The organism is Ruegeria sp. A5 (genome assembly GCF_056543005.1).
In genome coordinates, this window is sequence record NZ_JBQGAV010000002.1 from 176,426 (window position 1) to 201,841 (window position 25,416).

30 protein-coding genes are annotated in these 25,416 nt (G+C 58.2%); 20 read left to right on the forward strand and 10 right to left on the reverse strand.

Annotation, left to right across the window (positions count from 1 at the left end; translation table 11 throughout):
* Positions 1-103: 103 nt before the first annotated feature.
* Both dprA and tldD read right to left on the reverse strand, forming a co-directional pair.
* Positions 104-1,240 (reverse strand): DNA-processing protein DprA, encoded by a 1,137-nt coding sequence (gene dprA / locus ACR0AY_RS06630; RefSeq protein WP_170511382.1) that lies wholly within the window; start codon positions 1,238-1,240, stop codon positions 104-106.
* A 240-nt stretch (positions 1,241-1,480) separates the two neighbouring features.
* Positions 1,481-2,902: a metalloprotease TldD gene (tldD, locus tag ACR0AY_RS06635; protein ID WP_170511380.1), complete on the reverse strand. Its 1,422-nt coding sequence runs from the start codon at positions 2,900-2,902 to the stop codon at positions 1,481-1,483.
* A gap of 176 nt (positions 2,903-3,078) precedes the next feature.
* On the opposite strand from tldD, the gene coxB reads away from it, so the two are divergent.
* The 11 genes from coxB to ACR0AY_RS06690 all read left to right on the forward strand — a co-directional run bounded on the left by coxB (position 3,079) and on the right by ACR0AY_RS06690 (position 13,025).
* Positions 3,079-3,990: a cytochrome c oxidase subunit II gene (coxB, locus tag ACR0AY_RS06640; protein WP_170397324.1), complete on the forward strand. Its 912-nt coding sequence runs from the start codon at positions 3,079-3,081 to the stop codon at positions 3,988-3,990.
* A 74-nt stretch (positions 3,991-4,064) separates the two neighbouring features.
* On the forward strand, positions 4,065-5,021 hold the full coding sequence (gene cyoE / locus ACR0AY_RS06645; protein ID WP_170397322.1) for a heme o synthase: 957 nt from the start codon (positions 4,065-4,067) through the stop codon (positions 5,019-5,021).
* A complete protein-coding gene (locus tag ACR0AY_RS06650; protein WP_170397320.1) occupies positions 5,018-5,179 on the forward strand; it encodes a hypothetical protein in 162 nt (53 codons plus the stop codon). Before cyoE ends, ACR0AY_RS06650 begins: the two co-directional genes overlap by 4 nt.
* Positions 5,179-5,754: a cytochrome c oxidase assembly protein gene (locus tag ACR0AY_RS06655; RefSeq protein ID WP_170511378.1), complete on the forward strand. Its 576-nt coding sequence runs from the start codon at positions 5,179-5,181 to the stop codon at positions 5,752-5,754. The genes ACR0AY_RS06650 and ACR0AY_RS06655 overlap by 1 nt, the downstream gene beginning before the upstream one ends.
* A gap of 22 nt (positions 5,755-5,776) precedes the next feature.
* Positions 5,777-6,592: a cytochrome c oxidase subunit 3 gene (locus ACR0AY_RS06660; RefSeq protein WP_170397316.1), complete on the forward strand. Its 816-nt coding sequence runs from the start codon at positions 5,777-5,779 to the stop codon at positions 6,590-6,592.
* A gap of 156 nt (positions 6,593-6,748) precedes the next feature.
* Complete coding sequence (locus ACR0AY_RS06665) at positions 6,749-7,426, forward strand: SURF1 family protein (protein ID WP_170511377.1); 678 nt, start codon at positions 6,749-6,751, stop codon at positions 7,424-7,426.
* Positions 7,423-8,811, forward strand: a complete 1,389-nt coding sequence (gene thrC / locus ACR0AY_RS06670) for a threonine synthase (protein WP_480453884.1) — start codon at positions 7,423-7,425, stop codon at positions 8,809-8,811. The genes ACR0AY_RS06665 and thrC overlap by 4 nt, the downstream gene beginning before the upstream one ends.
* Positions 8,808-10,070 (forward strand): M16 family metallopeptidase, encoded by a 1,263-nt coding sequence (locus tag ACR0AY_RS06675; RefSeq protein WP_170511375.1) that lies wholly within the window; start codon positions 8,808-8,810, stop codon positions 10,068-10,070. The genes thrC and ACR0AY_RS06675 overlap by 4 nt, the downstream gene beginning before the upstream one ends.
* Entirely contained in the window at positions 10,070-10,654 is a 585-nt protein-coding gene (locus ACR0AY_RS06680; protein WP_170397308.1) for a GNAT family N-acetyltransferase, read from the forward strand. Before ACR0AY_RS06675 ends, ACR0AY_RS06680 begins: the two co-directional genes overlap by 1 nt.
* A 101-nt stretch (positions 10,655-10,755) precedes the next feature.
* Positions 10,756-11,574 (forward strand): MBL fold metallo-hydrolase, encoded by an 819-nt coding sequence (locus ACR0AY_RS06685; RefSeq protein ID WP_170511373.1) that lies wholly within the window; start codon positions 10,756-10,758, stop codon positions 11,572-11,574.
* Between the two features lie 38 nt (positions 11,575-11,612).
* Entirely contained in the window at positions 11,613-13,025 is a 1,413-nt protein-coding gene (locus ACR0AY_RS06690; protein WP_170511371.1) for an FAD-binding oxidoreductase, read from the forward strand.
* Between the two features lie 39 nt (positions 13,026-13,064).
* Here ACR0AY_RS06690 and ACR0AY_RS06695 read toward each other — a convergent pair whose 3' ends face one another.
* The 3 genes from ACR0AY_RS06695 to ACR0AY_RS06705 form a co-directional block, all read right to left on the reverse strand.
* Complete coding sequence (locus ACR0AY_RS06695) at positions 13,065-13,547, reverse strand: fasciclin domain-containing protein (RefSeq protein WP_170397302.1); 483 nt, start codon at positions 13,545-13,547, stop codon at positions 13,065-13,067.
* 171 nt (positions 13,548-13,718) lie between these two features.
* Entirely contained in the window at positions 13,719-14,258 is a 540-nt protein-coding gene (locus ACR0AY_RS06700; RefSeq protein WP_010441681.1) for an adenine phosphoribosyltransferase, read from the reverse strand.
* A gap of 82 nt (positions 14,259-14,340) precedes the next feature.
* A complete protein-coding gene (locus ACR0AY_RS06705; RefSeq protein ID WP_255612018.1) occupies positions 14,341-14,475 on the reverse strand; it encodes a hypothetical protein in 135 nt (44 codons plus the stop codon).
* A 107-nt stretch (positions 14,476-14,582) separates the two neighbouring features.
* Here ACR0AY_RS06705 and ACR0AY_RS06710 point away from each other — a divergent pair, with 107 nt between their 5' ends.
* Positions 14,583-14,756, forward strand: a complete 174-nt coding sequence (locus tag ACR0AY_RS06710) for a hypothetical protein (protein ID WP_170404284.1) — start codon at positions 14,583-14,585, stop codon at positions 14,754-14,756.
* Positions 14,757-14,758: 2 nt separating this feature from the next.
* Here the strand turns inward: ACR0AY_RS06710 and ACR0AY_RS06715 are convergent, their stop codons facing one another.
* The gene (locus ACR0AY_RS06715) at positions 14,759-15,388 is read right to left on the reverse strand and encodes a LysE family translocator (protein WP_170397298.1); all 630 of its coding nucleotides are present in this window, start codon (positions 15,386-15,388) and stop codon (positions 14,759-14,761) included.
* A 284-nt stretch (positions 15,389-15,672) separates the two neighbouring features.
* Between ACR0AY_RS06715 and ACR0AY_RS06720 the strand changes: the two genes are divergently transcribed.
* Complete coding sequence (locus ACR0AY_RS06720; RefSeq protein ID WP_170511369.1) at positions 15,673-16,530, forward strand: alpha/beta hydrolase; 858 nt, start codon at positions 15,673-15,675, stop codon at positions 16,528-16,530.
* 2 nt (positions 16,531-16,532) lie between these two features.
* Here the strand turns inward: ACR0AY_RS06720 and ACR0AY_RS06725 are convergent, their stop codons facing one another.
* Positions 16,533-17,405, reverse strand: a complete 873-nt coding sequence (locus ACR0AY_RS06725) for an S-methyl-5'-thioadenosine phosphorylase (protein ID WP_170511367.1) — start codon at positions 17,403-17,405, stop codon at positions 16,533-16,535.
* 205 nt (positions 17,406-17,610) lie between these two features.
* Here ACR0AY_RS06725 and ACR0AY_RS06730 point away from each other — a divergent pair, with 205 nt between their 5' ends.
* Positions 17,611-19,245, forward strand: a complete 1,635-nt coding sequence (locus ACR0AY_RS06730) for a SulP family inorganic anion transporter (RefSeq protein ID WP_170511365.1) — start codon at positions 17,611-17,613, stop codon at positions 19,243-19,245.
* Between the two features lie 30 nt (positions 19,246-19,275).
* Here the strand turns inward: ACR0AY_RS06730 and ACR0AY_RS06735 are convergent, their stop codons facing one another.
* Together ACR0AY_RS06735 and ACR0AY_RS06740 are read right to left on the reverse strand one after the other, a co-directional pair.
* Entirely contained in the window at positions 19,276-19,920 is a 645-nt protein-coding gene (locus ACR0AY_RS06735; protein WP_170511363.1) for a CatB-related O-acetyltransferase, read from the reverse strand.
* Positions 19,920-20,525, reverse strand: a complete 606-nt coding sequence (locus tag ACR0AY_RS06740) for a flavin reductase family protein (protein WP_170511361.1) — start codon at positions 20,523-20,525, stop codon at positions 19,920-19,922. Before ACR0AY_RS06740 ends, ACR0AY_RS06735 begins: the two co-directional genes overlap by 1 nt.
* Before the next feature lie 72 nt (positions 20,526-20,597).
* Between ACR0AY_RS06740 and ACR0AY_RS06745 the strand changes: the two genes are divergently transcribed.
* The 5 genes from ACR0AY_RS06745 (at position 20,598) to ACR0AY_RS06765 (ending at position 23,648) form a co-directional block, all read left to right on the forward strand.
* Positions 20,598-21,092 (forward strand): GNAT family N-acetyltransferase, encoded by a 495-nt coding sequence (locus ACR0AY_RS06745; protein ID WP_170397287.1) that lies wholly within the window; start codon positions 20,598-20,600, stop codon positions 21,090-21,092.
* A 53-nt stretch (positions 21,093-21,145) separates the two neighbouring features.
* Entirely contained in the window at positions 21,146-21,913 is a 768-nt protein-coding gene (locus ACR0AY_RS06750; protein WP_170404266.1) for an EcsC family protein, read from the forward strand.
* 80 nt (positions 21,914-21,993) lie between these two features.
* Complete coding sequence (locus ACR0AY_RS06755; RefSeq protein WP_170511357.1) at positions 21,994-22,479, forward strand: NUDIX hydrolase; 486 nt, start codon at positions 21,994-21,996, stop codon at positions 22,477-22,479.
* Between the two features lie 71 nt (positions 22,480-22,550).
* Entirely contained in the window at positions 22,551-23,006 is a 456-nt protein-coding gene (locus tag ACR0AY_RS06760) for a DUF1178 family protein (protein ID WP_170397281.1), read from the forward strand.
* A 3-nt stretch (positions 23,007-23,009) separates the two neighbouring features.
* Positions 23,010-23,648, forward strand: coding sequence for an SDR family NAD(P)-dependent oxidoreductase (locus ACR0AY_RS06765; RefSeq protein ID WP_480453887.1), 639 nt, complete (start codon positions 23,010-23,012; stop codon positions 23,646-23,648).
* On the opposite strand, the gene ACR0AY_RS06770 is transcribed toward ACR0AY_RS06765, so the two are convergent.
* Positions 23,642-23,998 carry a hypothetical protein gene (locus ACR0AY_RS06770; RefSeq protein ID WP_170397277.1) on the reverse strand — a complete coding sequence of 119 codons (357 nt, stop codon included), beginning with the start codon at positions 23,996-23,998 and terminating at the stop codon, positions 23,642-23,644. The genes ACR0AY_RS06765 and ACR0AY_RS06770 overlap by 7 nt on opposite strands.
* Positions 23,999-24,153: 155 nt before the next feature.
* On the opposite strand from ACR0AY_RS06770, the gene ACR0AY_RS06775 reads away from it, so the two are divergent.
* Positions 24,154-25,392, forward strand: coding sequence for an aspartate kinase (locus ACR0AY_RS06775; RefSeq protein WP_170397275.1), 1,239 nt, complete (start codon positions 24,154-24,156; stop codon positions 25,390-25,392).
* The last annotated feature ends 24 nt before the right edge of the window (positions 25,393-25,416 follow it).

Here is a 25,416-nt window from a genome sequence, read left to right on the forward strand (position 1 = left end):
TCGAATTGTCAATGCGTTCGTTTTCACTACTAAAAATACTCTGAATTCAAGCCGGTTCTGGCCGCACCGCTCGCGGAATCCGGTGTCGAATCCGTTCGATAGCTTAGGCGCAAAGTGACAGCAGGCCGCCTGGTTGCCGCTGAATCTTGCCCTCAAGCTCCAGATCGACCAACACAGGGCCGACTTCGCCCGCAGATGCAGCGATGTCCCGGATCAACTGGTCTTCCGCGATCGGAGATGGGCCAAGTCGAGTCAGAATCGCCTCGTGCAAGGCTTGGGGCGTGAATTCGGCTGAGTCTGCGTCGGTTCCAAGGGGTAGGATTTGTTGGGCAGAAGATTGTAGCTGTTGCTTGGGCAAAGCATCAATCACGTCTTCTGCATTGCGGACGAGTATAGCCCCGTCTCGGATCAGCAGATTGCATCCTGCGGCACGAGCGTCAAAGGGATGGCCGGGCACGGCCAGAACCTCGCGCCCTTGGTCCAGGGCGTCCCGCGCGGTGATCAAGCTGCCGGATTTCGCCGCGGCCTCGACAACGACTACTGCCTGCGCCAGACCCGAGATGATGCGATTGCGGCGTGGAAAATGTCTTGCCTGAGGCGTTGTGCCCATCGGTTGTTCAGACAGGCGAAGACCGGTTTCTGCGATATCTCGCGCAAGATCGGCATTTTCGGCCGGATAAATCACATCTACCCCACCTGCTAACACTGCCACAGTACCGGTCGCCAACGTGGCGAGGTGCGCCGAGGTGTCAATGCCGCGGGCAAGCCCCGAGACCACGACATAGTCTTGCTTACCCAGATCCGTCGCCAACGCCCGCGCCATGCGCGCGCCCAGCGAAGAACAGTTCCGTGCCCCGACCATGGCAATTGCCCGGCGTTTCAAGATCGACGGATCGCCGATTGCCCAAAGCATCGGGGGCGCATCCGAAAGGTCACATAACGCGTAAGGGTAATCGGCGGCCCCAAGGCACAAAAGCCGCGCTTTGGCGACCTTTGCGGCCTTGAGCTCCGCCTCAATTACGCCGGACGGGCAGATTTCATAATCCTCGATCCCGGCAGCGCGCGCCATTTCCGGCAACGCGGCCAGCGCGTTCTGCGCCGAGCCATGTTCGCGCAATAAGCGCCGGAATGTTGCCGGCCCTACTTTGCGTGAGCGCAACAGACGGAGCCAGGAAAACCGGTCCTCTTCCGTGGTGGGTGGGAGTGGGGGGTGATTGGAAGAAAGCTGCTCTTCGGTCATCCGATGCTCCGCCTGATTGCAAAACTGGTTTACAGTGCAGCGGGTTAACAGCCTGTGAATCTTAGAAAATTAGATCAGTATTTTTCGAACCCATCCCTCGGAGAGATGATTATGTCATTGAAAGAAAGAAAGAAAATTCGTGCGAATTATCTTGGCTCACATATCCATGGATGAGTTTTTGATTTCACGCGAAGGGTAGTGTGTTAACCCTTCGCGCCTCGATTCTCATTTTGGGCCGACTCAGGTGGCAGAGCCGCCCACAGTCAGCCCATCCATCAAAACGGTAGGTTGGCCGACACCGACCGGCACCCATTGCCCATCCTTGCCACATGTGCCCATGCCGGGATCCAGCGCCATGTCATTGCCCAGTCCCCGAATGCGTTTTAGCGCCGAGGGGCCGTCGCCAATCAGCGTCGCGCCTTTGACCGGAGCGCCGATCTTGCCGTTCTCGACACGATATGCCTCGGTGCAGGAGAACACGAACTTGCCGTTGGTGATGTCGACCTGGCCACCGCCGAAGCCCACAGCCCAGATGCCGTCTTTGATATCTGCCACCAACGAGGCCGGATCGGCATCGCCACCCAACATGATCGTGTTGGTCATGCGCGGCATCGGTTTATGGGCATAGCTTTGACGCCGGCCGTTCCCGGTTGGAGCAACGCCCATCAGGCGTGCGTTCTGGCGGTCCTGCATATATCCGGTGAGGATTCCATCCTCGATCAGAACTGTACGCGAACTGGGTGTACCCTCGTCATCCACTGATATCGAACCGCGTCGGTCTGCAATCGTCCCATCATCCACGACTGTTACACCTTTCGAAGCGATCTGCTGCCCCATCAGCCCGGCAAAAGCGGAACTGCCCTTGCGGTTGAAATCACCTTCAAGCCCGTGGCCGATGGCCTCGTGCAACAGAATACCGGGCCATCCGGGGCCCAACGCGACTTCCATCACGCCGGCAGGTGCAGGGACGGCATCCAGATTGACCATCGCGATCCGCAGAGCCTCACGCGCCTTATCTTGCCAGTCTGAGGGATCGATCAAGCCATCCAGCCCCACGCGACCGCCACCTCCGGCAGAGCCGCTTTCGCGCCTGCCGTTCTGTTCTACGATAACCGAGATGTTCAGGCGGGTCATCGGGCGTATATCGCGCACCTGCACACCATCGGGGCGAAGAATCTCGACCTCCTGCACTGCAGCGGCAATCGTGGCGCTGACTTGCACAACCCGGGAATCCAGACCACGGGTAAAAGCGTCTATCTCGCGCAGTGTCTCGATTTTGACCGGGAAGGCGGCGGATTCGATCGGGTCTTCATCGGTATATAACCTGGTATTGGTGGCACGTGGTGGCCCGGCCAGCGTCCCACCACCATCGCCGACCGCCAACCGCGCGGTTTCGGCTGCACGCTTCAGAGAGGGAATCGAAACATCCGTTGAATGCGCGTATCCAGCCACTTCACCCTGCACCGCGCGAAGACCGAATCCCTCGGAAGCGTCGTAAGAGGCCGTGCGCAATCGGCCGTCATCAAACACCAAAGATTCGGATTTGCGCCGTTCTACGAACAGTTCCCCATCCTCGGCGCCATCAGTTGCAGCCTTCAGTACAGCAAGCGCTTCATCCTCGGGAAGAACGCTTTCAAACGGGCGAAACGGGGCCTGAGTCATCAGTTGTGACCTTTCGGGTTTGATCCAGATCAAAAATAGCGTCTGTTTGACGCAAGCATTTTGCTTTATCTACCCGACGGAATATGGTTTTTAACGCGGCCAAAGACAACGGGAGAGGTGCGACCGATTCACACCTTTTCGCGAGAGACGCAAAGATCAAACGATCAGGACAGAAAATGAAGAATGCTTTGATGCTTTCCGGGCTTGCTACGGCCCTCTCCAGCCTTCCCGCCATGGCTCAGGAGCTTGAGATTATTGGCAAGCCGGTTGACGGCGGTATGGGGTTCCAGCCTGCTGCCACCAGCCTTGCCGAAGGGATTCAGTCGCTGGACAACATGATTCTGGTGATCATCACCGCGATCTGTGTGTTTGTTGCGGGTCTGCTGGTTTACTGCATCGTACGCTACAACCAGCGCGTAAACCCGAACCCGGCTCGGTTCTCGCATTACACTCCGGTTGAGATTGCCTGGACTTTGGGCCCGATCCTGATTCTGGTCTTCATCGGGGCTTTCTCGCTGCCGGTTCTTTTCAAGCAACAAGAGATTCCCGAAGGCGACATCACCATCAAAGTCGTGGGGAACCAGTGGTACTGGACCTACGAATATGTCGATCATGACTTTGCCTTCGATAGCTATCTCCTGGGCCACCCGGCCACCTTGGACGAGGGCGCGCGCCCGGCGGATGCCGACGTAACCCCATTTGTTCTGGACGATGCGATGCGGGCGAAGCTGGCCGATGCAGGCTATGGCGAAGACGAATGGCTGCTCGCCACCGACACCGCGGTCGTTGTTCCGGTCGGCAAGATTGTCGTGATGCAGGTTACTGCATCGGACGTGATCCATTCCTGGACCATTCCTTCGTTCGGCGTGAAGCAGGACGGCGTTCCTGGTCGTCTGGCCGAACTGTGGTTCGAAGCAGACAAGGAAGGCGTCTATTTCGGACAGTGTTCTGAGCTGTGCGGTAAAGACCATGCCTATATGCCAATCACTGTCAAAGTGGTCAGCGAAGAGGCATATGAACAGTGGCTGCAGGGTGCGCTTGAAGAATATGCAGGTCAGCCTGCTTCCTACCAAGTGGCCTCGAACTAAGCCCTTTGCGGCCTAGGTAAACACATGCGGGCTGCGCGGAAATCGCGCAGCTTTTGCCCCGAAAAGGACCGGATATGAGCGACGCAAGCTTCAATGCCAGCACCGTCTCTGCGCAGACCCGCGCGGACGAGGCCAGCTTTGGCGATTATTTCGCCCTGCTGAAGCCGCGCGTGATGTCGCTGGTCGTATTCACGGCTTTGGTCGGACTGCTTGCGGCTCCGGTTCCGATACATCCGTTTGTTGGCTTCTGCGCCATCCTGTTCATCGCTATTGGTGGCGGTGCATCCGGCGCGCTGAACATGTGGTGGGACGCGGATATCGACCGCGTGATGAAGCGCACCAAAGGCCGTCCAATCCCCTCTGGCAAAGTCGAAGAAGGCGAGGCATTGGCGCTGGGTCTGGCTCTGTCTGGCCTGTCCGTGATTATGCTGGGTTTGGCAACCAACTGGTTTGCAGGGGCGTTTCTGGCCTTCACAATTTTCTTCTATGTCGTCGTCTACACGATGTGGCTGAAACGCTCGACTCCGCAGAACATCGTCATTGGTGGTGCCGCGGGGGCGTTCCCGCCGGTCATCGGATGGGTCGCGGCCACTGGCTCGATGACTCTCGAACCGTGGTTGATGTTTGCCCTGACATTCATGTGGACACCTCCGCATTTCTGGGCTTTGGCTTTGTTCATGCGCTCGGACTATGACGATGCCGGGGTGCCGATGTTGACCGTCACCCATGGTCGACGCGCGACGCGCTGGCATATTCTGGTTTATACCGCGTTGCTGGCGTTGCTGGCGGTGGGGACTGCGTTCTCGGATATCGGAGGCCCGATTTATCTAGTTGTTGCGCTGGTTCTGAATGGCTTGTTTCTGCGGGGGGCCTGGCAGATTTCTCGTCGAAACGAAGACGATTCGGAGGCCGACAACTTCAAGGTCGAACGCAGTTTTTTCAAACTGTCGCTGCTGTACTTGTTTCTGCATTTCGGCGCGATTCTCGTCGAGGCCCTGTTGAAACCTTACGGATTAGGAGGCTGGTCATGAGCCTGCGCAAAACTCACGAACTTCACCAAAGACGGTTCAGCCGCAATCTGGGCGTCGGCCTGACACTGGCCGCGTTCATCGTGATCATCTTCGGCCTGACAGTCGTCAAGGTCTCGAACACAGATTTTAGTCTGGCGACGCAGCAGGTGCAGAACTGATGAAGTTGACGGGGCCACAGAAAACGGTCGCGCAACTGGTCGGCGTCGTCGTCCTTATGGGCGGTTTGGCATGGGCAGCGGTGCCGTTTTATAATTGGTTCTGCCGGGTCACGGGGTATGGAGGGACCACGGGGGTTGCCGAGAAAGCCCCTGATGACATTCTCGACCAAGTGGTGACAGTCCGATTTGATGCCTCCAAGGCCAAGGGTATGCCGTGGGAATTCAATCCCGTCGAACGCGAGATGAAAATACGTATCGGTGAGACAGGTCTGGCGTTCTACGAAGCGTACAATCCAACCGACAAGCCCGTCGCAGGGCAGGCGTCCTACAACGTGGCGCCCTATTCCGCCGGGGGGTATTTTCAGAAAATCGCCTGTTTCTGCTTCGATGAACAGGTGTTGGAGCCGGGCGAGCGAGTCGAGATGCCCGTTACGTTCTTCGTCGATCCCGAACTGATCGAAGATCCCGAAGCAAAATATGTGCATACGATCACGCTGTCGTATACATTCTATGAGATTGATCTGCCCGAGGGCTATGCCGCCCTTGACGTGCAGGCTGAGACAAACAAGAACTAACGCCTGTAGGTGAGGGACGCTGATGGCACACGCAAAAGACCATGATTACCACATTCTGAACCCGTCAATCTGGCCACTGATCGGCGCGGTAAGCGGATTTGTGATGCTGTTCGGGGCCGTTCTTTGGATGCACGGGATCACCCCGTGGATCTTCTGGATGGGGCTGGTCGGGGTTCTTTATACCATGTTTGCATGGTGGTCCGAAGTCGTGGTTGAAAGCCGTCAGGGCGATCATACGCCGGTCGTGCGTATCGGCCTGCGCTATGGCTTTATCCTGTTCGTGATGTCCGAGGTGATGTTCTTCTTCGCCTGGTTCTGGTCGTTCTTCAAACATCGCATGTATCCGATGTACGACTATGCCGGTACTGAATACATCCAGCCGGATATCCACGCCGTTGATCCGTTCCACCTGCCACTGATCAACACTTTGGTCCTGTTGCTGTCAGGTTGTGCGATTACTTGGGCCCACCACGCGCTTGTTCATGACAATGACCGCAAGGCGCTGATCAATGGTCTGGCCATTGGTATCGTTCTGGGCATCGCCTTTACTGCGCTTCAGGCGTTTGAATACTATGAGTTACTGGCCCATGAGGGTTGGGAGTTCGGTGGCGATCAGTTCTATTCGAACTTCTTCATGGCAACCGGTTTCCACGGCGCGCATGTGATTATCGGCACCATCTTCCTGTCGGTCTGTCTGATCCGCGCCCTGAAGGGGGACTTTACGCCCGAGAAACACGTCGGTTTCGAGGCTGCCGCTTGGTACTGGCACTTCGTTGACGTCGTCTGGCTGTTCCTGTTTTTCGCCGTCTACATCTGGGGTCAGGCCCCGCTGATGTAACGCCACGCAGGTGATCCAATTGCAAAAGCCGCCCCACGGGGCGGCTTTTTCTCAATCAGGGGCGCAAGATTGCGCCCCATACAATTACATGGTTGCACTTCGGTTCACGTGCCCCTTAACAAGGCGCCGGTTCACGCAACAAGGTCTGATCCCAATATGCGTCGCATTCTGTTTCTGCTGATCTTCGGCTTTGCCGGTCTGGGCCTGCTGCTGTCGCTGGGCACTTGGCAACTGCAGCGGCTGACCTGGAAACAGGAGGTGCTGGCCGAGATCGAAAGCCGCATCGCTGCCGATCCTGTCGCCTTGCCATTGCAGGTGTCCGAAGATGCGGACAAATACCTGCCGGTGACGGTCACAGGCGAGATCGAACCGGGCGAGATCCACGTTTTGGTTTCGGTCAAGCAGGTGGGGCCGGGGTATCGGATCATCCAGTCCTTTGCCACCGACGACCGGACTATTCTGGTGGATCGCGGCTTTGTGCCGACCACAGCCAAGCAGGCTGTTCGCCTGACTGGCCCGATGGAAATCACCGGCAACCTGCACTGGCCCGATGAAGTTGATGGCTACACGCCTGACGCAGATATTGACGGCAACATCTGGTTCGCCCGTGATGTGCCCAGTCTGGCCGCCGCGCTGGGGGCTGAGCCGGTGTTGCTAATTGCCCGCTCGGAAACCGATCCGAATGTAACGCCAATGCCGGTGGATACGGCGGGCATCCCCAACGATCATTTGCAATATGCAATCATCTGGTTTGGTCTTGCTCTGGTCTGGGCCGCAATGACCGGATACTTCCTGTGGCGTAGCCGTGCCAATTCCGAAAGTGACGCGACATGAAATACATCTCGACCCGCGGGCAGGCGCCCGAACTGACCTTTGAAGAGGCGATGCTGACCGGACTGGCCCGTGATGGTGGTCTGTACTTGCCCGCTGAAATTCCGGTGATGTCGCAGGACGAAATTGCTGCGTTGGCTGGCCTGTCCTATGAAGAAATCGCATTCCGCGTGATGTGGCCTTATGTGAGCGGCTCGTTCTCTGATGATGAGTTCAAAAAGATCATAGCGCGCGCTTATGAGGGCTTCGGCCATGACGCCCGCGCGCCCTTGAAGCAGCTGAACGAGAACCATTTTCTGCTGGAGCTGTTTCACGGCCCCACGCTGGCCTTCAAAGATTTCGCCATGCAGCTAATCGGCCAGCTGTTCCAGGTCGCGCTCAAACGGCGCGAAGATCGCGTGACCATTGTCGGCGCGACGAGCGGGGACACCGGTTCTGCCGCCATCGAGGCGTTCCGTGGGCTGGATGCGGTGGATGTGTTCATCCTGTTCCCACATGGCCGTGTTTCAGAAGTGCAGCGCCGTCAGATGACTACGCCTGCAGACAGTAATGTGCACGCTTTGGCGGTAGACGGCGATTTCGATGACTGTCAGGCAGCGCTCAAAGACATGTTCAACGACTTTGATTTCCGCGACGGTGTGAAACTTGCAGGCGTCAATTCGATCAACTTCGCCCGCGTGTTGGCACAGATCGTTTACTATTTCTCCGCCGCCGTCAGCCTCGGCGCGCCACATCGCAAGGTCAGCTTCACCGTGCCGACAGGGAATTTCGGCGATATCTTCGCAGGCTATCTGGCCAAACGCATGGGGCTGCCCATCGATCGTCTGGTGGTGGCGACCAACCAGAACGACATTCTGCATCGCTGTCTCTCGGGCGAGGGATATTTCAAGGGCGATACGATCCCCTCAATCAGCCCTTCGATGGATATTCAGGTTAGCTCGAACTTTGAGCGCGCACTGTACTACGCCTATGGCGAAGATGGCGGCGCAGTCGCTCAGTTGATGGATGAACTCAAGAGCGGAGGCTTCAATGTCAGCCAAGGCGCGATGGAGGCTCTGCGAGAAAGCTTTGACTCGGGCCGCGTTTCTGAGGACGAGACGCTTGAGACGATCAGGCGCACGATGGTCCACAGCGCCGAGTTGGTTTGTCCGCACACCGCCGTTGGGATCAAAGTGGCTGAAGACCACCGCGCTGCCGATGCGCCCATGATCACGCTCGCAACCGCGCATCCCGCGAAGTTCCCGGCGGCGGTCGAGAAGGCAAGCGGCGAACATCCGCCTCTTCCATCCCGCATGTCTGATCTGTATGAACGTCCGGAACGGGTGACCCGCGTTGCGAACGATCTGGGTGCCCTTGAGGATCATATCAGAAGGCATATTGCTGAGTGACAGTCAGACAGGACCAACTGAAGAACGGATTTCGTATCGTCAGTGAACATATGCCGGGGCTGCAATCTGCGGCCATCGGCATCTGGGTAACCGCCGGTGGGCGGCACGAGCGGATCGAGCAGAACGGTATCGCGCATTTCCTTGAGCATATGGCGTTCAAGGGAACCCAGCGGCGTTCTGCGCTGCAAATCGCCGAAGCGATCGAGGATGTGGGCGGGTACATCAACGCCTATACCTCGCGCGAAGTTACGGCCTATTATGCACGCGTACTGAAGGACGATGTGGCGCTGGCCATGGACGTGATCGGCGACATCGTCCTGAACCCGGTATTCGACCCGCGCGAGATCGAGGTCGAGCGCGGCGTGATCCTGCAAGAGATTGGTCAGGCCTATGATACGCCGGACGATGTAATCTTTGACTGGCTGCAAGAGCAGAGCTATCACGACCAACCCCTTGGCCGCACCATTCTGGGCCCGACCGAGCGCGTCAGTGCGTTTTCGCGTGACGATCTGTCGGGTTTCGTGGCGGAACATTACGGGCCAGAGCAGATGATATTGTCTGCCGCAGGAGCCGTAGATCATGACGCGCTGATGAAACTGGCCGAAAAGATGTTCGGCCACCTGAAACCGCGCACGGGACTGATCCCTGAGGCGGCGCGGTTCACCGGCGGAGAGGCGCGGCAGGAGAAAGAGTTGGAGCAAGCGCATTTCGCACTGGCGCTGGAAAGCCCCGGTTATCGCGATGATGCGATCTATACGGCCCAGATTTATTCCACCGCTTTGGGCGGCGGCATGTCCTCGCGCCTGTTTCAGGAAGTGCGCGAGACGCGCGGGCTTTGCTATACGATCTTTGCCCAGACCGGCGCTTATGCGGATACAGGTACAACCACGATCTATGCCGGAACTTCCGCCGATCAGGTCGCGGAACTGGCAGGTATCACGATCGATGAGATGAAGCGCGCGGCTGATGACATGAGCGCCGAAGAGGTTGCGCGTGCGCGTGCCCAGATGAAGGCCGGGATGCTGATGGGGCTGGAAAGCCCGTCGAACCGGGCCGAACGTCTGGCGCGGCTGGTGCAGATCTGGGGACGTGTGCCCTCGCTTGTGGACACCGTGGCCAAGATCGATGCGGTCAGCACCGAGGACGTCCGTGCCTTTGCCGAAGACATGGCAGTCAAAGCCCCTGCAGCGCTGGCGCTATATGGGCCGGTCTCGGGCGCACCGACGCTGGTGGATCTGCAGGAGAGGCGTGCGGCGTGATGCTGTTAGGCAGACGCAAGCTGAAACTCGAAACCGAGCGCTTGACGCTGCGCCCGCCCATGCATTCCGACTTCAACGACTGGACCGCCCTGCGGCGTGCTTCAAAGGACTATCTGGTGCCGTGGGAGCCGGTTTGGGCCAAGGACCATCTGAGCCGCAAGTCGTTTACCAACCGGGTCTATTGGGCCCAGCGCTCAGTCGCGAGTGGAACGGCGATACCTCTGTTCCTGTTTCGTCGCACAGACAATATTCTGCTGGGGGCGATCACGTTGGACAATGTTCGCCGTGGTCCGGCGCAGGCTGGCACCTTGGGCTATTGGACCGGGCAGGCCTTTGCGCGTCAGGGGTTCATGCGCGAAGCAATTGGCGCCGTTGTTCATCACGCCTTCACCCGTCTGGATTTAAGCCGGATCGAGGCCGCGTGTTTGCCTGAGAACAAGGCCTCTCGCGGTCTGCTGGAAAGCTCAGGCTTCAAATACGAAGGCGTGGCGCAGTCTTATCTGCAGATCAATGGGCGCTGGCGAACACATGTTCTGTATGCCAGCCTAAGGTCCGATCGTCGGGGCAAGACTGAGGCAGGCTAGAGGGCTCTGCCGCCAGGCATGGCAAGCCTCCTGTCCTGGAGATATCCGTGGCCAGATCAACAAGGGCATGACTTGTTGGCCCATTGCGCTACACTTGCCCTATGTGGCGGTTTGTTGCGGGACTGATGATGATTGCAGGCGGGGCTGTGGCGCAGGAGCGGCGGCCTAGTCACTGCATCGCCATCGCAGATGCGGCACCGGGGATTGAATATCTTCACAAAGCGGCGTGGCAGGATCCCGTGCCCGAGTTTTCGGTTCGTATCAGCTATGTCGCGCATGCATCGTTTCTGATCCAGACACAGGGCGGGCTGAACGCGGTGACCGATTTCACCGGTTTTATCGGCGGCGCTGCGCTAGTTCCTGACGTGGTCACAATGAACCATGCGCACAGCACCCACTGGACCGCCCATCCCGATCCGGCCATCCCGTATGTCTTGCCGGGCTGGGGCGAGTTCGGCGAAGGCATCGAGCACCATCTTGATCTGGGTGAGATGCTGATTCGCAATGTGTCGACCGATATCCGTTCGGCCTATGGCGGTATTGAAGATCGCGGAAACTCGATCTTTGTGTTCGAGGTCGAGGGGTTGTGCATCGGCCATCTGGGGCATCTGCATCACATTCCGTCGGATGAACAATTCGCTGCACTGGGTCGGCTGGATGTGGTCATGGCGGCGGTGGACGGAGGCACCACGATGCCCTTGCCCGAGATGGTTCAGGTTCTGAAACGCCTCAAAAGCTCGGTCATTATCCCGATGCATTGGTTCTCGGACTTTTCGCTCCAGCGGTTTTTGGTGGATATTCGGGATGAATTCCCGGTTGAACGGGATGGGGTCTCCGAGATTGTCGTCTCGTTGCGCACGCTGCCCGACAGGCCGACGGTTGTGGTGCTGGAGCCTCAGTACCTGATAGAGCTGGAATAGGGCTTGTCGCGGCCCGTGGCCTTTGGCAGGGAAGAGCCATGAAACTGAACCCTGCAGACAGCCGCCTTGCCGAAGCAATCAGAGCCCGATTGGGTGCTGACGTTTTGCGCCCGATTGCAGATCGTTACCTTGAAGAGCCGCGTCAGCGGTTTGTCGGGCAGCCCGGTTTGCTTGCCTTGCCGCGCACCGTGGAAGATGTGTCGGCTTTGGTGCAATTGGCCGCAGACGCTCGGGTGCCTGTTGTCCCTTATGGCGGCGGCACCGGCCTGGTAGGAGGGCAGGTTGTTCCGGATGGTCCTGTCCCTTTGATCGTTTCCCTGGAACGGATGACGGCGATACGGGCGACTTACCCCACCGAGAACATACTTGTGGCCGAGGCCGGTGCCATTCTGGCCGACGTCCAGACTGCCGCTGAAGACGCGGACCGTCTATTTCCCCTGTCGCTGGCTGCGCAGGGTTCTTGCCGGATTGGCGGCAATCTGGCCACCAATGCGGGTGGCGTGAATGTGCTGCGCTATGGCAATGCGCGCGATCTGTGCCTGGGGCTTGAGGTGGTATTGCCCAGTGGTGAGATCTGGCATGGGCTTAGCCGGTTGCGTAAGGACAACACCGGTTATGACCTGCGTAACCTGATGATCGGGTCCGAAGGGACACTTGGCATAATTACGGCGGCGGCGTTGAAGCTGTTCCCGCGACCCAGGGGCGTTGGAACCGCAATGTTTCAGGTCTCCTCACCCGAGGCTGCCATTGATCTGTTGTCAGTGGCGCGGGATCAAGTGGGGGAAGCGGTCAGTACGTTTGAGTTGATCCATGGGCAGGGACTCAAATTCCTGACCGAGGTTTTGCCCGACGTGCGGCAACCCTTTGCGGCAAAACCGGAATGGAGTGTGTTGATCGAGCTGGGCCTGTCTGTCGGCCAAGACCCTTCGGACATGCTTGAGGCGATTTATGTCGCCGCTGATGAGCGCGATCTGGTCCGCGATGCGGTCATCGCGCAGAGCGAAGCACAGCGGTCAGATCTCTGGGCCGTGCGCGAGCGCATCCCCGAGGCCAACCGGCTGATCGGGTCAGTTTCCAGCCATGATATCTCGGTCCCGATTTCCCGCATTCCAGAGTTCATTCGGCGTGGTGCGGATGTGGTGGCTGGGCAGGGGCCGTTTCGCGTGAACTGCTTTGGACATCTGGGCGACGGTAATCTGCACTATAACGTGTTTCCACCTGCCGGGCAGGATAAGGCGGAGTTTGTCGCACAGCGGGGCGCGGTCAAACGCGCGGTACATGATCTGGTTCAAGAATTTGGTGGATCGATGAGCGCCGAACACGGTGTCGGTCGGCTCAAGACAGATGATCTGGAACGCTATGGTGATCCGGTCAAGTTGCAGGCCATGAGGGCGATTAAAACAGCGCTTGATCCTCAGGGGATTATGAACCCCGGGGCGGTTCTGGCCTAATAGACGCGCCCCGGACGTATACCGGGGCGCTGCGGTTCTTTACGACGCGGGCAGAATGACCTTGTCGATCACATGGATCACGCCGTTCTCGGCTTCGATATCGGCTTGCACAACGTTGGCATCATTCACCATGACGCCATTGTCGAGATCGATGGTGATATCTCCGCCCTGCACGGTGGCGGCGGTCATGTCATCGGACAGATCACCCGACATCACTTTGCCCGGGACAACGTGATAGGTCAGCACTGCGACCAACTGGTCCTTGTTTTCGGGCTTCAGAAGATTTTCGACCGTGCCCTCGGGCAGCGCTGCAAAAGCCTCATCCGTTGGGGCGAAAACGGTGAACGGCCCTTCGCCTTTCAGCGTTTCAACCAGTTCGGCGGCCTGAACGGCAGCGACGAGCGTTTCAAAACTGCCCGCGCCCACCGCAGTATCGACGATATCCTTGGCGTGCCCATCTGCCAAAGCAGAGGTGGTCAACAGAAAACTGGCAACTCCAGCAACAGCGAATTTGCGCAACATGACATGATTTCCCTTGTTGAGAATGCCTTAGGTGGCATCATTCGGGGTACGCAGTCAGGTCGCGACAAGATCACAGAATCCAGAGGCAACTGTTTCTTGAATGTGACCCCAATCGCGCTAAGCCTGCGGCGCACGCGATTTCCAGTCACGAGTTTGTGAAGTTTGTGGAGATCAGAGCCCTTCGAACTCGCACAGAACGTGCACGTCCATGCCCAAATCTTCCAGCGCTTTGCGACCACCCAATTCGGGCAGATCGATGATGAACGCGCATGAGATGATCTCGCCGCCCAGCCGTTCGATCAGCTTGATCCCCGCGGCGGCGGTGCCTCCGGTAGCCAGAAGATCATCAACGACCAGGATCTTCTCACCCGGCTGGATGGCGTCATCGTGAATTTCGACGATCGCCTCGCCATATTCCAGCTTGTAGTCCTGGCTGATCGTGGTGCCGGGCAGTTTGCCCTTTTTGCGGATCGGCACGAATCCAACGCTCAGCTGGTGGGCAATCGCACCGCCCAGAATAAAGCCGCGCGCCTCAAGGCCCACAACTTTGTCGATTCGCTCACCGGCGTAAGGGTGCAACATCTGGTCGATTGCCATGCGGAACCCACGCGGGTCGGCAAACAGGGTGGTGACATCGCGGAACATGATCCCTTCATGCGGGAAATCGACGATGGTCCGAATGTAATCCTTGACCGTTTTGTTTCTGGACATGGGCCACCCCTTTGGCATCAAACACGCGCGGGGTATTTCGCCCATAAGGTGCGGTCATGCAAGAGAACTCTGGCCCCTGCGGCTACTTGCTGCGGCCGCGCATGGCGTTAGGCAGGCCGTAGTAGCGATACAGCGCGTTCGGAAGCCAGGACAGGTGCGGCTTGCGCCAGTTGCGTTGATCCCGAAGAAGAATGGCTTGCGCGACATGAAGGTTCATTGCTTTAATCTCACTTTTGCTGTTATGTGCGCGATATCTACATTTTATATTCTATGTATATACAATGCATCGCGCTTAGAATCAAGGGCAGGACGGGGACTGGACGTGTGACCAAGAAAGATGGAAAGAAATCTACCAAGAAAAACAGTCAGTTGATTTTGCGTCTCGACAAGGATGAGCGCGATGCATTCGTCGAGTTGTGCAGGGATCTGGACACCTCCGCCGCCCGCGAAATTCGCCGGTTTATCCGGGGGTTCATGAAGGAAAACGCTGAAAACTGAAATCACGCCGGGCGGCGCAGAACCGCTGTGGCGATGCCCATTCCGATCAGGGTCAACCCTCCGAACCGGGTCATGGTCGTGATGACATTCGCGCGTCCGATCATCCGGCGCAGCTTGTCTGCCAGCAGCGCGTAGGCCAGCGCGTTCAACCCCGCGAGACCCACAAATGTTGCGATCAGGATCGCGAATTGCGGACCCAAAGGCTCGGCTGGACGCAAGAATTGCGGTACGAAAGCGATGAAGAAGGCAATGGACTTCGGGTTCAGCGCGGTGACTGCAGCGGCATGGCCAAAAACACTGCGGGCGGTCACGTCACGTTCGGTTTCAATTGCTTGCAGCCCGCCCGACGGCGCGCTGCGCAGGAGTTTGACACCAAGCCAGACAAGATAGGCTGCCCCAACCCATTTCAGCACGGTAAACAGTGTGGCAGAGGCCAGCACCAGCGCCCCTAGCCCCAGCAGCGACGCGGTCATCGCCACCAAATCCCCCAATGCGACCCCAGTGGCCGAGGCAACCGCCACACTGCGTCCTTTCGACAGCGCATAGCTAAGCACCAGCAACACGGTCGGGCCTGGGATCAGCAGCAGCGCGGTCGAAGCGGCCACAAAGGCCAGCCAGATTTCAATGGACATGGAGTATCCTATTAGAGTGTTTCCCACAGCAAGCCTTGGCACGACGTATTGGTCAAGGCTTTGCGGGCACATTCTCGTGGTGAAACACCGTCTCCAACGGGTTGGCGTTCGGATTTGCGAAGCCGGGGTCGCCTAAATACCAAGGACATGGGGCGGGGAATTCAAGCGTGCAATGCGGTCTGGGATTGCCGCAACAGGTTTAAGATTGGATGAAGCTTGGCTTATGCATCTTGAAACGCCTCCAATGTACCCCACTCTCGCAATGCGACCCAAAGGAGGGAGCCATGGTACAAACCCAACACGCTGAGGCCGATACCGGCCGCGCCAGATCCGATGTCGAGCGCCTCAAAAGCATCTTGGTAGGACTGCTGTTGGCCGGGGCGATCTTGTATGCGGGCGTCCTCGGATACATGTTTTTCAACCAGCAATCTCTGCTGTACAAACCCGAAGGTACGTTACCGGATCCGGCTTCGGTGGGGTTGGCGGATGTTGATGCGCTGTCGCTGACAATGGCTGATGGTACTGCCCTGACGGTCTGGGCTGCACCCGCTGCAATCCCGGATGCACCGACCGTCCTATTCTTCCACGGCCAAAGCGGCAATCTGGGGGACCGTGCTGAACGGCTGCGCGAAATCCTCAACTCGGGCTACGGGCTGCTTGCCCCCAGCTATCGCGGCTTTCCGGGCAGCGAAGGCGAGCCCTCGGAACTGGCGCTGATCTCTGATGGAGTTCAGCTCTATGACAGGCTGGCGGGTCAGGGCAAAGCTGTGGTGCTGCACGGTCAGAGCCTCGGCACCGGCATTGCCGCCGCTGTGGCTGCCGAGCGTCCCGATGCAGAACTTCTGGTGCTTGAGGCCCCGTTCACTGCAACCGTTGATGTCGCGGCGGAACGCTATCCTTTCCTGCCGGTCTCAGCCTTGATGAGGGATCAGTTCGCCACACGTGACCTTATCGAACAGATCTCGGTGCCGACGTTGATTTTTCACGGCACCGAGGATGAAACTATTCCACTGCATCACGGAAAAGCTCTGGCCGAGATGTCCGATACCGCGCAGATTTACGTGATCCCCGACGGCACCCACAACGATTTGTGGTCGCGTGGCCTATGGGACGAGGTGCAAAAGAACCTGTCTCAGAACTGAGTTCATAACACCCGCCCAGCCACAGCATCCAGCTTGGCCAACAATTCCGGATCGCGCTTTTCAGGCGCGGTCAGGATGGCATACTCCAGCGCCCGGTCGCAGCCATGCGGGCAGGGCGCACGGTCGGTCCCCAGCATAGCGGGTAGACCTTTGACCAATGCCCGGCCTTTTTCCGCATTACCGGTCAGCGTGGCGATGATGGCGGCCACGTCGACTTCACCGTGATCAGGGTGCCAGCTGTCATAGTCGGTGACCATGGCAATTGAGGCATAACAAAGCTCGGCCTCGCGGGCGAGTTTCGCTTCGGGCATGTTGGTCATGCCGATCACGTCGCACCCCCATTGCTCGCGGTATAATTTGGATTCCGCCAATGACGAGAACTGCGGTCCTTCCATCGCCAGATAGGTTCCACCTCGGTGGATGGTGATGCCAGCCGTCTTGCCAGCAGTCTCACAAGCGTCCGACAGGCGCGGGCAGGTCGGATGCGCAACACTGACATGGGCGACGCAGCCAGTCCCGAAAAAGCTCTTTTCACGGGCAAATGTTCGATCGATGAACTGATCCACGATCACGAAATCACCCGGCGCCATATGTTCGCGGAACGACCCGCAGGCCGAGACCGAGATCACATCCGTTACGCCAAGCCGTTTCAACGCGTCGATATTGGCGCGATAGGGCACCTCGGTCGGCGAGTGCACGTGTCCGCGACCGTGACGCGGCAAGAAGGCCATTTCGACCCCATCGAGCGACCCGGTCAGGATCTGATCCGACGGATCGCCCCATGGCGTTTCTACTGTGACCCACTCGGCATTCTCCAGACCATCGATGTCATAAATGCCCGATCCTCCAATGACGGCGATTTTTGTTTGGGTCACGAGTGCTCTCCGTTGAAAATTCCTGCTGTGTGAGTTCTGCGGGCCACAGCTTCATTTGACAAGTGGGTTCAACGGTTTGTGTGCGCTTGGGTCAAGCTATGCGCACGGCGCATATCAGGGTCCCGCCTGGCGCGGTATCTCAAGACCGGTTTGACCGCTAGAAGGCCCCTTTCGCGCGAACAATACCGACCAACAGGACCGATCCATGCCCCGAGCCATGCTGGCAAGCTTTGCCAATCGTATAGCCAAACCCGATTTGCGCTGGGTCCCGGATGAGGGATTGACCTTTTCCCGCCTGCGGATCGAACTGCTGTCCGGTCTCACCGTCGCCCTGGCGCTGGTCCCCGAAGCCGTGGCCTTTGCCTTTGTCGCCGGGGTGCACCCTCTGGTCGGGCTTTACGCGGCGTTTCTGGTCGGTCTGATCACTGCGTTGATCGGTGGTCGCCCCGGCATGGTCTCGGGCGCGACCGGGGCGCTTGCGGTTGTCATGGTCGCACTGGTCGCACAACACGGGGTCGAATACCTGTTCGCAACGGTGGTGCTGATGGGGATTATGCAGATCATCGCAGGTGCGATGCATTGGGGCCGGTTCATCCGACTTGTGCCGCATCCGGTGATGCTGGGCTTTGTGAACGGTCTGGCGATCGTGATCTTTCTGGCGCAGCTGGGGCAGTTCAAAGTGCCCGGAACCATGGAAAACACCGGCCACGGCATGGGCGGTGGCGAGTGGCTTTCGGGCCTACAGCTCTACACAATGCTGGGTCTGGTCGCTCTTACCATGGCTGTGATCTGGATCATGCCCCGCATCACCCGCGTCATCCCAGCGCCTCTGGCCGGGATTTTTGTTGTCGCTGCTTTGGTCATTGGCATTGGGCTGGACGTCCCGCGTGTCGGTGATCTTGCTTCGATCGAAGGCGGCCTGCCCAGCTTCCATATACCTATGGTGCCGCTGAACTGGGAGACCTTTGAAATCATCCTGCCCTATGCCCTGATCCTTGCCGCCATCGGTCTGATTGAATCCCTGCTGACGCTAAACCTTGTGGGTGAGATCACCGGCAAGCGCGGTGGTGCTTCGCAGGAATGTATCGCGCAGGGCACAGCGAACGTAGTCACCGGTTTCTTTGGTGGTATGGGCGGTTGTGCGATGATCGGTCAGTCGATGATCAACGTGAAGTCAGGCGGGCGCACGCGTATCGCAGGTATCGCTGCAGCGCTGTTTCTGTTGCTCTTCATCCTTGTGGGTTCGCCTCTGATCGAGCAGATTCCACTGGCCGCACTTGTCGGTGTGATGTTCATGGTGGTGATCGGAACCTTCGCCTGGAATTCGCTGAAGATCATGCGCAAGGTGCCTTTGATGGATGCGTTCGTGATCGTACTGGTGACAGTCGTCACCGTGATGGAAGACCTTGCGGTGGCTGTTGTGGTCGGTGTGATTGTCTCTGCCCTGGCTTATGCATGGAATAACGCCAAACGCATCCACGCGGTTACGCGCGACTCGGAAACGGAAGAAGGGGCGAAGGTCTATGAAATTCAGGGCCCGCTGTTCTTTGGTTCGTCCGAGGGCTTCGTGGAGCTGTTCGACGTAACAAACGACCCCGAGACCGTCATCATCGACTTTGCAGCCAGCCGTGTGGTGGACCAATCCGCGCTGCAGGCTATCGAAAACATCGCCGCCAAATACGAAGCTGCTGGCAAACGCGTCATGCTGCGGCACCTGAGCCGTGACTGTCATACACTGCTGAACAAGGCCGGCCATCTGATGGTCGACAGCGATGATGACCCGGATTACGAACTGGCTGTGGATTATTCGGTCCGCACCGGTATTCTGGGCGGGCACTGAATACGCGAAAGGGCGGCCGGATTGGCCGCCTTATATCTCAGAAGCAATGCGCTCCAACGCATCGATATTGCCTGAAAGCAAGGCATCTTCGGCCCGAGTGATGGTTTCTGCGGGCCAATCCCACCATCGCAAGTCTTGCAGCCTTTCAATCACATCGCGATCAAAACGATAGCGCCGGACTTTTGCCGGATTTCCGGTAACGACTGCATAGGGTGGAACCTGACCCCGCACGACCGAGCCTGCGCCAACAATCGCGCCATTTCCGATCTGCGCTCCGGGTAAAATCAAAGCTCCGTAACCGATCCAGACATCGTGCCCGATAACGGTATCACGTGTATCAGGCTGGTAGCCTGACATGCGATCCGGATCGAAAATTGGAAATGGAAAGCAGGTCAAGCCATCGGTCGCGTGATTTGCGGAGGCAGTGATAAACCTTACTCCATGAGCGATTTGGCAGTACTTGCCCAGCATCAGCTTTTCTTCTGAAAAGGGAAACAGATACGGTGCAAGCCGCTGCGCCCAGTCCTTCGGTGCATCGAAATCCGACGCATAAGTGTAAGCTCCTGCCTCAAAGCGGGGATGATCGATGGCCTGAGACAGAAACACTGTTCCGTTGTGGCTAGAGCCGTCGGGCAGAACAATCGGATATCTGCATGTAGGATCAGGCAGTGGCATTAGTCATCCGGGCGTGAAAGGCTGAACAATTCTGTCACCACAGAATAGTCCCGATAACCCAACCGCGCGAGCGGGTTGAATGAGGTCACGTCAAATTTGCCGTCACGGATGTGGTCATCGTGCAGGTGCACACCAGTGACCTCTCCGAACACCACCCGATTGGACTCACCCGGCAGAGTAACGATCTGAGTAAGTTTGCATTCCAGCGCTGCGGGCGCTCCCTCGACCCGAGAGCAATTTATGGTTTCGCATTCAACGGGTGTCAGCCCAGCATGAGTGAACTCGTCGACGTGCTTTCCCAAACCCTCTGAGCTGGCATTCATTGCATCGCGATGCGCATGGGCCACCACGTTGACGCAGAATACCTTCGTGACCTCGATATTGGCGATGCTGTCCTTGCCGCCATCCTGATCGTGTTTGGAGCCGGTTGAGGCGAACATCACCTGGGGCGGTGTATAAGCGACACCATTGAAGAAGGAATACGGGGCCAGGTTGTTGATCCCGTCAGCATCGCGCGTCGAAATCCAGCCGATCGGGCGTGGGGTTATGATGGCGTTGAAGGGGTTGTGCGGCAGGCCGTGGCCGTCTTCGGGGCGATAGAACATATGGACTCCAAGCGTTTGCCCAAGGCCTATCGAAGTGCTAGGGCGATTTCCAGCAAGGATAAGAGGGCGCGCGTGCAGCAATTCAAGATCAGGCCGGAAGAGCCGGAAGACTGGTGGGAGGTCGAAGCGCTCTATGACCTGTGCTTTGCTCCGGGGCGCGAGGCGTTGTCGTCTTATCGTCTGCGCGATGACGTGCCGCCTGTCGCTGGCCTGTCGCAGGTCGCGCGCGATGGGCAGGGCATTCTGGCTGGTGCAATCCGGTTTTGGCCCGTGCATGTGGGTGAACATGACGCGCTGCTGCTAGGTCCAGTGGCGGTCCACCCGACCCATCAAGGCGAAGGGTTGGGCGGATATCTGATCCATCAGGGGGTAGAGGCCGGGCGCGCCAAAGGGTGGGATCGCGTCATGCTTGTGGGCGATGCGCCCTATTATGCCCGGTTCGGGTTCACCCCGCTGACGGGTGTCGAAATGCCCCCGCCCACCAACCCTGATCGCATACTGGGTTTGGAATTGACCCCCGGAGTTTGGTCCGAAATTCAGGGGCTTGTTAGTCGCTGGACCCGTTGACCCATTGAAAACCCGCTGCAAGGTCCCGATGTTTTCAGGACAGGAGGGCACAGATGCAGGACGTGGTTCTTGTCGAAAAACTCGATCCCGAGGCCGAGCTTGATCGGCTTGCGCAGCTGTACGGTGCGGCAGGTGGCGCAGGAGTGAATCTGCTGAACAAGCTTGGTGGTTCGGCGGAATCCTTATTGGATCAGTTACCTAAGCCGGTGCGAGAAGGTCTGACCGAAGCAACCGAACAGGCGCTTTGGCTTGCCATGCATGCGGCCGAAGGCTCTCGGCGTGCCGTGCCTGACCAGAAACCATGGGTCAACACAGCCTTGACCACTGCCATGGGCGCAGCCGGAGGTCTGGGTGGAGTGTCCACAGCACTTGTCGAGCTGCCCGCGACAACCGCCATGATGCTGCGCGCGATCCAAGGCGCAGCGATGCGGGAAGGATTTGATCCGACCGCCGAGAACGTGAAATTCGACTCGATCCGAGTGTTGTCAGCCGCAGGTCCTTTGGCCGAGGATGACGGGGCTGATCTGGGCTTTTTCTCAATGCGCATGACCCTGACCGGACCGACCATGCAACGCCTCATTGCGATGGTGGCGCCGCGCCTGTCCGTAGTGCTGGGCCAGAAGCTGGCGGCGCAGTCTGTACCGTTACTTGGGGCGCTTGCCGGGGGCGGTACAAATTTTGTCTATACCCGCTACTACCAGCAGATCGCGCATGTGCATTTTGGGCTGCGTCGATTGGCGATTGATGCCGACATCCCTCATGACGAACTGGTGCGGCGTTTGTCGGGGCGGATGGCTCTGAACAAGGGGGCTTTCCCGTAAAGCTTGGCAGACTCTGCCGGATATGATAAATATCACTTTATAAACCGCAACATAAGCGGAGCGAGCAGTGGATATGAACCGTGTTTGACGGGCGCAGTAATGGTGCTATCGCCGATCTTTCGGCCGAGAACCTCTCCCTTTCCGGGGCGCTGCCTGTTTATGCTCAATCCGCTGCGCTTTGCTATCGAACCAATGATGGCCTGCCAGAGATTTTGTTGATCACAACGCGCAGGGCGCGGCGCTGGATCATCCCGAAGGGGTGGTTGATCAACGGGCTGACCCCGTCTGAAACAGCCGCCCGCGAGGCCTGGGAAGAGGCTGGTGTTTTGGGGCAGTGCGGAAGCGAAAGCCTTGGTCGGTTTGCCTATATCAAGAACCGGCCTGGCAAGCCATCGGCGCTGTGTCTGGTTGATGTGTTTCCGCTGCATGTGCAGCGATCTGAGGCGCATTTTCCCGAAGCGGGTGAGCGCAGGCGCAGATGGGTTTCGCCCAAAAAGGCGTCATCGAAAGTGGCGTCGCCTGATCTCGCCGCGCTTTTGGGTGGATTCGGGCTGCACCGGCAGTAGCGCGACAAGATCAAGACTTGATATTGCCATGTTGGTCGGTATCTATTCGCCAACCGGATTTTGGATGTGATATGATTCAATACGCATTGAAATGCAGCAATGACCACAGCTTTGACAGTTGGTTTCAATCCGCAGCCGCCTTTGACAAACTGTCAGCGGCCGGGTTGGTAACCTGCGCGGTATGCGGCTGCGACAAGGTGGAAAAGGCGGTGATGACACCGCGTGTCCGGCCTGCGCGCAAGGCGGTGACCGAGGTTGCACCAGCGCAGCCCTCTGCGGATGAGATCAGCATGGCAACACCTTCGCCCGAGATCGCTGAGGTCCTCAGCGAACTGCGTCGAAAGGTCGAGGAAAACTCGGACTATGTGGGCAAGGATTTCGCCAAAGAAGCCCGCAAAATCCATCTGGGGGATGCGCCCGAGCGCGCGATCTATGGTGAGGCCAAGCCCGAAGAGGCGCAATCGCTGATTGAAGACGGCGTGCCGGTCGCACCGTTGCCGTTTGTTCCGAGCCGCAAAACCAACTAACCCATGCACATCGTTGTTACGGGCGCGAACCGAGGGATCGGGAAAACCATTGCGGATCAATACCGTGCAGAAGGTCATGAAGTGACCGGAACTGCCCGAGACGGTAGCGCAGATATCGTGCTGGATGTCACGGACCCTGAACAGCACGCTGCAATGGCCGAGCAACTGCGAGGCCGCCAGATTGACCTGCTGATCTGCAATGCGGGCGTTTATCTGGACAAAGGACACGACATTAGTGGCTATCCCGCCGAGATGTGGGCGCAAAGCTTTGCCGCCAACGTGACAGGCGTGTTTCTGACCATTCAGTCCTTGTTGCCGAACCTGCGAACCGCGCGGGGCCGGATCGCCATCGTTTCGTCTCAGATGGCGTCACATACGCGCGCGCCGGGTGGCAGCTATATCTACCGTGCGTCAAAGGCGGCGGCGCTGAATTTGGGCCGCAACCTAGCGACTGACCTACAGGCGGATGGCATTGCGGTGGGAATCTACCATCCGGGCTGGGTGCAGACGGACATGGGCGGAGCTGCGGCAGAGATCACGGTCGATCAGGCGGCAAACGGCTTGATCGAGCGATTTGCTGCTCTCTCGCTCGATACTACCGGTTGTTTTGAAACCTGGGATGGTCGGGCGCACCCTTACTGAGAGTTCAGGGCCGCCTTGGGGATTTCGTAGACTTCACCGGGATCAATGAAGATCACCATGATATCACCGCGTGTCTCGTAGGTCAGTTTCGATGTCGAACTGCTGGAATCCGGCACGCCTTTGGTGAAGTAAATCCGCCGAACCTCGCCAGTGTTCAACTGAACCGCCAACGTCGCCGTTCCATCTTCGCGCTTCCGCAATTCGGCCGGACAACTGGCCAGTGTATCACCTGCCAATGCAGCGCATGGAACGGTGCCTAATGAGTTCTCGCCATCCGTTCCCGATAGGGTGGCCACTTGGGCATTTGCGGCAGTCGAAACCAGGCTTAGGGCAAGGGCAAAGCGGAACATTGAAATCCTCGTGGAATAAGACTTTGACCGAACGCTTACACCACGCACGACCAAAGTAAAGCACTGCGGTGCAGACTTTGCCCACTTGCCCTTGCGCCCCCCCTCGCATAAGAGGCACGGGATCAGAAATTCAAGGCGCGGAGACACTAGCCCCCATGCCCGTACTCGTGATGAAATTCGGCGGCACATCGGTCGCCAATCTGGACCGGATCCGCCGTGCTGCCAAACGGGTTGGTGTCGAGGTAGCCAAAGGCTATGACGTCATCGTCATCGTTTCGGCGATGTCCGGCAAGACCAACGAGCTGGTGGGCTGGGTCGATGAAATCTCTCCGCTCTATGACGCGCGCGAATATGATGCCGTTGTCTCCTCTGGTGAAAACGTAACAGCTGGCCTGATGGCGCTGACCCTGCAGGAAATGGACATCCCGGCGCGCAGCTGGCAGGGTTGGCAGGTGCCGCTGATCACCAACGGTGCCCATTCAGCGGCCCGGATCGAAGAAATCCCGCCCGAGAATATCAACCAGAAATTCGGCGAAGGGATGCGCGTTGCGGTGGTCGCGGGCTTCCAGGGCATCAGCCCCGAAGGTCGCATCACCACGCTGGGTCGGGGCGGTTCAGACACCACTGCCGTGGCTTTTGCTGCCGCTTTCGAAGCCGAGCGCTGCGACATCTATACGGATGTGGACGGTGTCTATACGACCGACCCGCGCATCTGTGAAAAGGCGCGCAAGCTGGACAAAATCTCGTTCGAGGAAATGCTCGAACTGGCCTCGCTGGGGGCCAAAGTGCTTCAAACCCGCTCGGTCGAGCTGGCGATGCGCTACAAGGTGAAACTGCGCGTTCTTTCAAGCTTTGAGGAACAATCCGACGAGGCCGGTACACTGGTCTGCGACGAGGAGGATATCATGGAATCCAATGTTGTGGCCGGTGTGGCCTATTCCCGCGACGAAGCCAAGATGACCGTCGTTTCGGTGGCGGACCGTCCCGGCATCGCCTCGATCATCTTTACCGCGCTCAGCGACGAGGGCGTGAACGTGGACATGATCGTCCAGAATATCTCGGACGAAGGGCGCACCGACATGACCTTTTCCTGTCCGACCAATCAGGTCTCCCGCGCCGAAAAGGCATTGCTGGCGATCAAGGATCAGGGTGAGCTGAACTACGCCGAACTGGTTGCGGATGAGGACGTTTGCAAGGTCTCAGTTGTCGGGATCGGCATGCGCTCGCAATCCGGTGTTGCGGCCAAGATGTTCAAGATTCTCTCGGATGAGGGGATTAACATCAAGGTCATTACAACCTCCGAGATTAAAATTTCCGTCCTGATCGACAGGAAATACATGGAACTTGCGGTTCAGGCACTGCATGATGCCTTTGAACTGGACAAGGCGGCCTGAGCTTTCAGCCAAGTGTCCTGTCTG

Excerpts from the sequence above, each read along its gene's own strand:
- ACR0AY_RS06775 (WP_170397275.1), top strand. The coding sequence starts at position 24,154 with ATGCCCGTACTCGTGATGAAATTCGGCGGCACATCGGTCGCCAATCTG.
- ACR0AY_RS06770 (WP_170397277.1), bottom strand. The coding sequence starts at position 23,998 with ATGTTCCGCTTTGCCCTTGCCCTAAGCCTGGTTTCGACTGCCGCAAAT.
- ACR0AY_RS06740 (WP_170511361.1), bottom strand. The coding sequence starts at position 20,525 with ATGTTCTATCGCCCCGAAGACGGCCACGGCCTGCCGCACAACCCCTTC.
- ACR0AY_RS06705 (WP_255612018.1), bottom strand. The coding sequence starts at position 14,475 with ATGAACCTTCATGTCGCGCAAGCCATTCTTCTTCGGGATCAACGCAAC.
- ACR0AY_RS06735 (WP_170511363.1), bottom strand. The coding sequence starts at position 19,920 with ATGCCACTGCCTGATCCTACATGCAGATATCCGATTGTTCTGCCCGAC.
- ACR0AY_RS06720 (WP_170511369.1), top strand. The coding sequence starts at position 15,673 with ATGGTACAAACCCAACACGCTGAGGCCGATACCGGCCGCGCCAGATCC.
- ACR0AY_RS06680 (WP_170397308.1), top strand. The coding sequence starts at position 10,070 with ATGCTGTTAGGCAGACGCAAGCTGAAACTCGAAACCGAGCGCTTGACG.
- ACR0AY_RS06700 (WP_010441681.1), bottom strand. The coding sequence starts at position 14,258 with ATGTCCAGAAACAAAACGGTCAAGGATTACATTCGGACCATCGTCGAT.
- cyoE (WP_170397322.1), top strand. The coding sequence starts at position 4,065 with ATGAGCGACGCAAGCTTCAATGCCAGCACCGTCTCTGCGCAGACCCGC.
- ACR0AY_RS06730 (WP_170511365.1), top strand. The coding sequence starts at position 17,611 with ATGCCCCGAGCCATGCTGGCAAGCTTTGCCAATCGTATAGCCAAACCC.
- ACR0AY_RS06760 (WP_170397281.1), top strand. The coding sequence starts at position 22,551 with ATGATTCAATACGCATTGAAATGCAGCAATGACCACAGCTTTGACAGT.
- ACR0AY_RS06695 (WP_170397302.1), bottom strand. The coding sequence starts at position 13,547 with ATGTTGCGCAAATTCGCTGTTGCTGGAGTTGCCAGTTTTCTGTTGACC.
- coxB (WP_170397324.1), top strand. The coding sequence starts at position 3,079 with ATGAAGAATGCTTTGATGCTTTCCGGGCTTGCTACGGCCCTCTCCAGC.
- tldD (WP_170511380.1), bottom strand. The coding sequence starts at position 2,902 with ATGACTCAGGCCCCGTTTCGCCCGTTTGAAAGCGTTCTTCCCGAGGAT.
- ACR0AY_RS06750 (WP_170404266.1), top strand. The coding sequence starts at position 21,146 with ATGCAGGACGTGGTTCTTGTCGAAAAACTCGATCCCGAGGCCGAGCTT.
- dprA (WP_170511382.1), bottom strand. The coding sequence starts at position 1,240 with ATGACCGAAGAGCAGCTTTCTTCCAATCACCCCCCACTCCCACCCACC.
- ACR0AY_RS06765 (WP_480453887.1), top strand. The coding sequence starts at position 23,010 with ATGCACATCGTTGTTACGGGCGCGAACCGAGGGATCGGGAAAACCATT.
- ACR0AY_RS06685 (WP_170511373.1), top strand. The coding sequence starts at position 10,756 with ATGTGGCGGTTTGTTGCGGGACTGATGATGATTGCAGGCGGGGCTGTG.
- ACR0AY_RS06660 (WP_170397316.1), top strand. The coding sequence starts at position 5,777 with ATGGCACACGCAAAAGACCATGATTACCACATTCTGAACCCGTCAATC.
- thrC (WP_480453884.1), top strand. The coding sequence starts at position 7,423 with ATGAAATACATCTCGACCCGCGGGCAGGCGCCCGAACTGACCTTTGAA.
- ACR0AY_RS06655 (WP_170511378.1), top strand. The coding sequence starts at position 5,179 with ATGAAGTTGACGGGGCCACAGAAAACGGTCGCGCAACTGGTCGGCGTC.
- ACR0AY_RS06690 (WP_170511371.1), top strand. The coding sequence starts at position 11,613 with ATGAAACTGAACCCTGCAGACAGCCGCCTTGCCGAAGCAATCAGAGCC.
- ACR0AY_RS06650 (WP_170397320.1), top strand. The coding sequence starts at position 5,018 with ATGAGCCTGCGCAAAACTCACGAACTTCACCAAAGACGGTTCAGCCGC.
- ACR0AY_RS06665 (WP_170511377.1), top strand. The coding sequence starts at position 6,749 with ATGCGTCGCATTCTGTTTCTGCTGATCTTCGGCTTTGCCGGTCTGGGC.
- ACR0AY_RS06715 (WP_170397298.1), bottom strand. The coding sequence starts at position 15,388 with ATGTCCATTGAAATCTGGCTGGCCTTTGTGGCCGCTTCGACCGCGCTG.